This window comes from Amycolatopsis sp. NPDC004079, assembly GCF_040610415.1.
Lineage (GTDB): Bacteria > Actinomycetota > Actinomycetes > Mycobacteriales > Pseudonocardiaceae > Amycolatopsis > Amycolatopsis halotolerans.
The window spans coordinates 1-5,546 of the sequence record NZ_JBEXMH010000149.1; the positions used below are offsets into that span (position 1 = coordinate 1).

5 protein-coding genes are annotated in these 5,546 nt (G+C 67.3%); 1 reads left to right on the forward strand and 4 read right to left on the reverse strand.

Annotation, left to right across the window (positions count from 1 at the left end; genetic code table 11):
- Nucleotides 1-196 precede the first annotated feature (196 nt).
- From ABZX37_RS49180 to nhaA, 3 genes are read right to left on the reverse strand one after another with little or no spacing between them, the layout of a single operon-like run.
- On the reverse strand, nt 197-1,114 hold the full coding sequence (locus tag ABZX37_RS49180; protein ID WP_354751247.1) for an alpha/beta hydrolase: 918 nt from the start codon (nt 1,112-1,114) through the stop codon (nt 197-199).
- A gap of 19 nt (nt 1,115-1,133) precedes the next feature.
- Entirely contained in the window at nt 1,134-1,631 is a 498-nt protein-coding gene (locus ABZX37_RS49185) for a phage holin family protein (RefSeq protein ID WP_344265759.1), read from the reverse strand.
- 59 nt (nt 1,632-1,690) lie between these two features.
- Nucleotides 1,691-2,875, reverse strand: a complete 1,185-nt coding sequence (gene nhaA, locus ABZX37_RS49190) for a Na+/H+ antiporter NhaA (RefSeq protein ID WP_354751244.1) — start codon at nt 2,873-2,875, stop codon at nt 1,691-1,693.
- Between the two features lie 288 nt (nt 2,876-3,163).
- Here nhaA and ABZX37_RS49195 point away from each other — a divergent pair, with 288 nt between their 5' ends.
- Nucleotides 3,164-4,621 (forward strand): peptide MFS transporter, encoded by a 1,458-nt coding sequence (locus ABZX37_RS49195; protein ID WP_354751245.1) that lies wholly within the window; start codon nt 3,164-3,166, stop codon nt 4,619-4,621.
- Here ABZX37_RS49195 and ABZX37_RS49200 read toward each other — a convergent pair.
- The gene (locus ABZX37_RS49200; RefSeq protein ID WP_354751246.1) at nt 4,618-5,340 is read right to left on the reverse strand and encodes a VIT family protein; all 723 of its coding nucleotides are present in this window, start codon (nt 5,338-5,340) and stop codon (nt 4,618-4,620) included. The genes ABZX37_RS49195 and ABZX37_RS49200 overlap by 4 nt on opposite strands.
- Between the last annotated feature and the right edge of the window lie 206 nt (nt 5,341-5,546).

Here is a 5,546-nt window from a genome sequence, read left to right on the forward strand (position 1 = left end):
TGGGGGGTGCTTGTCAAGGCGGGAAAGATGCCTTGACAAGCACCCCCGAACCGCAGAGAAGGCTTCCTATCGGGGTGCGGGGGAGGGGCTGGGTGCACCGCTGGTTGGGTGCAGCGGCTGCGGTCTAGGTCCGTGAGGGGAACCCTGAGGGACTCTGAGTCCCTGAAGGTGGCCCTCACGGACTTCTGGCTGCGGGTCAGCGGATGAAGTCCACTACGGATTTCGTTACCCGGGTCGGGTCTTCCAGGTGGGGGAAGTGGCCGATGTCCGGCCAGATTTTGGGTTCGCTGTGCGGGCCTGCCCAGTGGACTGACGCCAGGGCGGTTTCCGGGAGGATGCAGGTGTCGTCCGCGCCGTGTAGTTGCAGTACTGGGGCGGCGATGCGGCCGTCTACGGCGTCGGTGAAGCGTCTTCCTTCGCCGCGGAATTGGGCGCGGAAGGCCCAGCGGTAGTACTCCAGGGCGGAGTGGGCGACGCCTGGGACCAGCATGGCTTGGCGGAACGCGGGCAGCGTCTCGGTGAAGTCCGAAGAGGAGCGCCAAGTCTCGCCGGACCATTTGGCGAAGAGTTCTTCTACGGCTGCCGCGTTGTCGCGGACCAGCCATTTTTCCGGGGCCATCGGTACCTGGAAGCGGAAGAGGTGGCCTACTGCGCGGATTTGGCTGCTGGTGCGCTTAACCGCCGACTTGAACGCGAGGGGATGCGCGGCGCCGATGGCGGTCACCGAGGACACGAGACGGGGATGCAGTGCGGCGACTGTCCAGGCGAGCATGCCGCCCCAGGCGTGGCCGACCAGGTGTGCCCGGCGGGCGCCTAGGGCCTTGATCAGGCCGCCGACGTCGCCCGCCAGGGTCCAGGCGTCGTAGCCGCGTGGGGGTTTATCCGAATCGCCGTAGCCGCGCAGATCTACCGCTACGGCGCGGAAACCGGCGTCGGCCAGTGCGGGCAGTTGGTGGCGCCAGGTCCACCAGAAGCCGGCGAAGCCGTGCAGGAGCAGCACTAATGGACCCTCGCCGCATTCGGCTACGTGCAGGCGGATGCCGTTGGCTGAGACGTCGCGATGCGTCCACGGGCCGTCGACCCGCACGCTCGACGGGTCCGGCGTCAGCTCCACCACCGCGCGAGGGCTGGCGTCAGCCCTGCGTCGAAGGCAGGTCGTCGTCTTCGGCGGGCTTGCGCTTGAACGCCTCAGCCGTCTCCTTGACGGTGCTGATGGTGCGCTCCGGCGCGCGCAGCTTCTTCACCTTGCGCCAGCCGAGGAACGCGGTCGCGCCCACGGTGACCAGCATCAGGCCGAACACCGTCGCGAACGCGGGCCAGCGGATGCCCCACCAGTCCGACAGGCCCTCGGCGATCAGCAGGAACAGGAAGAAGGTGCTGTACAGAAAGACGGTGAGGGCGATCAGGAAGAAGACCGTCCCCTTGAGCGCCTTCTTCGCTTCCTGCGCCAGTTCGGCTTTCGCCAGCTCGATTTCCGCGCGGACCAGCGTCGACAGGTGCTGGGTTGCGTCGCCGACGAGCTTGCCGATGGACTGCTCGCTCGCCGCGGCTTCCTCGTCGCTGGACAGGGGCAGGTACGGCACGGCCCCCACGCCGTCGGGGCTGGTGCGCTCGTGTTTGGGGCTGCTCACTGGGTCATCGTGCCACGTGGCCGTACCAGAGGCGCGACGGACCGGCGGGAGTGTCGGGATCAAGCCGCCTTCGCGTGTACTCGGCTGCGCCGCAAAAGCAGTACGGCGGCCGTCAGCGAGGCGATCGCCGAGGCGATCAAGACCGCCGCCTTGGCCACTTCGGCCGTTTCCGCGGGCAGGGCGAGTTCGGCGATCAGCAGGCTGACGGTGAACCCGACGCCGCCGAGCACGGACAGCGCCGCCACGTCTCGCCAGCTCATTCCGCTGGGCTTTTCCGCCACATGCAGCTTCACTGCCAGCAGGCTTGCCCCGAAGATGCCGACGAACTTGCCGACGACCAGTCCGATGAGGACAGCCAGCGGCAACGCGGTGGTGAAGACCGTCGACAGTGCCTCGCCGTTCACCGAGATTCCCGCGGCGAACAAGGCGAACACCGGCACCGCAACTGCCGCCGACCAGGGCTGCAGGCGGTGTTCGAGCCGGACTGCGGGTGCTTCCTCCTCGCCCTCGTCCTCGCGGACGCGGGTGAGCAGCCCGAGCGCGACGCCGGCGATCGTCGCGTGGATGCCCGCCGAGTGCACCGCGACCCAGGTGATCAGCGCGAGCGGGACGTACAGCCACGGCGAGCGGACGCGTTTGTGCTGCAGGAAGGCGTAAAGCCCGAGCGCGACCACCGCGACCGCCGCCGCGAGCAGGTTGAAACTGCTGGTGAAGAGGATCGCGATGACGAGAATCGCCCCGAGGTCGTCCACCACGGCAAGGGAAAGCAGGAACACCCGCGCGCTGCTGGGCAGGTTGGAGGCGGTCAGCGCGAGCACGCCGAGCGCGAACGCGATGTCCGTGGCCACCGGGATCGCCCACGCGCGGTCGACGCCCGGCGTGCCCCAGGCGACCGAGAGCGCGAGCACCGCGGGCACGACCATCCCGCCGACCGCGGCGATCACCGGCAACACGGCTTGCCGCCACCGGGACAGCTCGCCGACCACCAGTTCTCGTTTGAGCTCAAGCCCGGCGACGAAGAAGAACAGCGCGAGCAGGCCGTCCTTCGCCCAGTCTCCGACGGAGAGATTGAGATGCAGGAACTCCGGGCCGATCCGGAAGTCGCGCAGCGCCTCGTAAGCCGGTGCGAGCGGGGAGTTGGCCCAGACCAGCGCGACCGCGGTGGCTCCGAGCAGGATGAGTCCGCCAGTGGTTTCCGTGCGGAGGAAACGGGCGAATTCGGCGACGGCGCGTGCTGGGGTCACGAAAAACTCCTTGTGGGGACGACGGCTCTCCCGCCGACCAGACTTCCCGGCACACCGATGTCCAGTTTACCGTCCGCAGTCGCCGATTACCGGCCGTTGTGACGAACGGCAACCCGCGCCCTGCCCGATGACGCTCGCATCCGGCGGCGCTGGGCGCAAACGCAGGTCAGCCGGTCGCGTCGGCCAAGTTGTCTAGTCCATACTGACGCCGGTTTTTCGTTCACCTGTTCGCCTTCTAGCATGCGAGGAGAGAACGACAATGATGTTGAAAACAGGGACGAGGCAGTAGTGAGCACCCCGATCGACGCCCAGGCCGATACCAGATTTTTCGGGCACCCGCGGGGGTTGGCGAACCTCTTCGGCGTGGAGATGTGGGAGCGCTTCTCCTTCTACGGGATGCAGGGCATCCTCGCCATCTACCTCTATTACCAGGTCGACAAGGGCGGCCTGGGGATCGACCGGAGCGCCGCGCTCGGCATCGTCGGCGCGTACGGCGGCACGGTCTACCTCGCCACGGTCGTCGGCGCGTGGATCGCCGACCGGCTGCTCGGCTCCGAACGCACGCTGTTCTACAGCGCCATCGTGGTGATGATCGGGCACATCGCACTGGCCGTGCTGCCCGGACTGACCGGCGTCGGCGTGGGTCTCGCGTGCGTCGCGCTCGGGTCCGGCGGGCTCAAGGGCAACGCGACTTCCGTGGTCGGCACGCTGTACGCCGAGGGTGACCAGCGGCGCGACGCCGGGTTCACGATCTTCTACATGGGCATCAACCTCGGCGGGTTCATCGGCCCGCTGCTGACCGGGCTCGCCCAGCAGAACGGCGGGTTCCACCTCGGCTTCGGCCTCGCCGCGATCGGCATGGCGCTCGGCCTGATCCAGTACACGATCGGGCGGAAGAACCTCGGCGCGAAGGCGTCCGAGGTGCCGAATCCGCTGCCCTCGACGCAGCGCACGCTCGTGATCGGCGTCGCTGTGGTGATCATCGCCGCGATCGCCGCGCTGATCATGTCCGGCGTGGTCACTCCGGACAATCTCGCTGACGTCGTGGTCTACGTGGTCGTCGCGATCTCGGTGGTGTACTTCGTCGCGATCCTGACCAGCAAGAAGATCACCTCGGAGGAGCGCAGCCGGGTGCTGTCGTTCATCCCGATGTACATCGCGAGCGCCGCGTTCTTCTCGCTGTACCAGCAGCAGGCGACGGTTGTCTCGGTCTACAGCGACCAGCGGCTCGACCGCGACCTGTTCGGCTGGACGATGCCGGTGTCGTGGGTGAACTCGATCAACCCGGTCTTCATCATCGTGTTCGCCCCGGTGGTCGCGGCGATCTGGACGAAGCTCGGGCCGAAGCAGCCGTCGACGCCGATGAAGTTCGTGCTCGGCACGGTCCTGATGGGCGCGGCGTTCCTGCTGTTCCTGCCGATGGCGCACACCGGCGCGAACGGCAGCCCGTTGATCGCGCTGGCCGGCATCCTGCTGGTGTTCACCATCGCCGAGCTGATGCTGTCGCCGGTCGGGCTTTCGCTGGCGACGAAGCTCGCCCCGAAGGTGTTCCGCACGCAGATGGTGGCGCTGAACTTCCTGTCGGTGTCACTGGGCACGGCGATGTCGGGCAAGCTCGCGCAGTCCTACGACCCGAAGGACGAGGTGCCGTACTTCAGCATCATCGGCGGCACGGCGATCGTGGTCGGCGTGGTGCTGCTCGCGCTGATTCCGTTCATCCGCAAGCTGATGCGCGGTGTGCACTAGCCAACTGTGGTGCCGAAAAGCACCCCGATGAAGTAAGTGACGAGCATGGTGAGGGCGCCGACGCCGACGTTGCGCGCGATCGCGCGCCCCACCTGCGCGTTGCCGAGCCTCGCGCTCACGAAACCGGTGAGCGTGAGGCCGACGACCACCGCCAGCGCGCACGCCCAGACGCGGACGCTGACCGACGTCCAGGCGATCGCCAGCAACGGCAGCAGCGCGCCGACGGAGAACGCCAGCAGCGACGCCCACGCCGCCTGCCAGGGGCTGGTCAGGTTGTCCGGGTCGATGCCGAGTTCGGCTTCCGCGTGCGCCTGCAGCGGGTCCTTGTCGGTCAGCTCCCGCGCGACCTGCTTCGCCAGCTCCGGCGAGAGACCCTTGTCCTCGTAGATCTGCGCGAGTTCGCGTTCCTCGGCCTCCGGCATCGTTTTCAGTTCGTGCTTCTCGAGCCGCAGCAGCGCGCGTTCGGTGTCGCGCTGGGTGCTCACGCTCACGTATTCCCCGCCCGCCATGGAAAACGCGCCCGCGACGAGCCCGGCAATTCCGGCGGTGAGGATCGTGGTGCTGTCGGCGGTGGCTCCGGCGACGCCCACGACAATGCCCGCGACGGACACGATCCCGTCGTTCGCGCCGAGAACCCCGGCGCGCAGCCAGTTCAGCTTGCCGCCGAGGTCCTCGTGCGGTTCGTGCGCGTGCACCGCGTCGCCCATCGTTTCGGTCACCGCTTCAGTGAATCACGGAAATTGTTTCCGCGCGACATTTTCCGCTACTGCTGGAATGCGGTTAAGAAAGGCAATCCTCAATGAATTGTGCCTTGCCTGACCAGCTCCGGCGAAGGTCCGTGAGGGGAACCCTGAGGGAATCAGATTCCCTCAGGGTTCCCCTCACGGACTTCAAGTCACAGTCACATGGCGACAAATAGGGCATT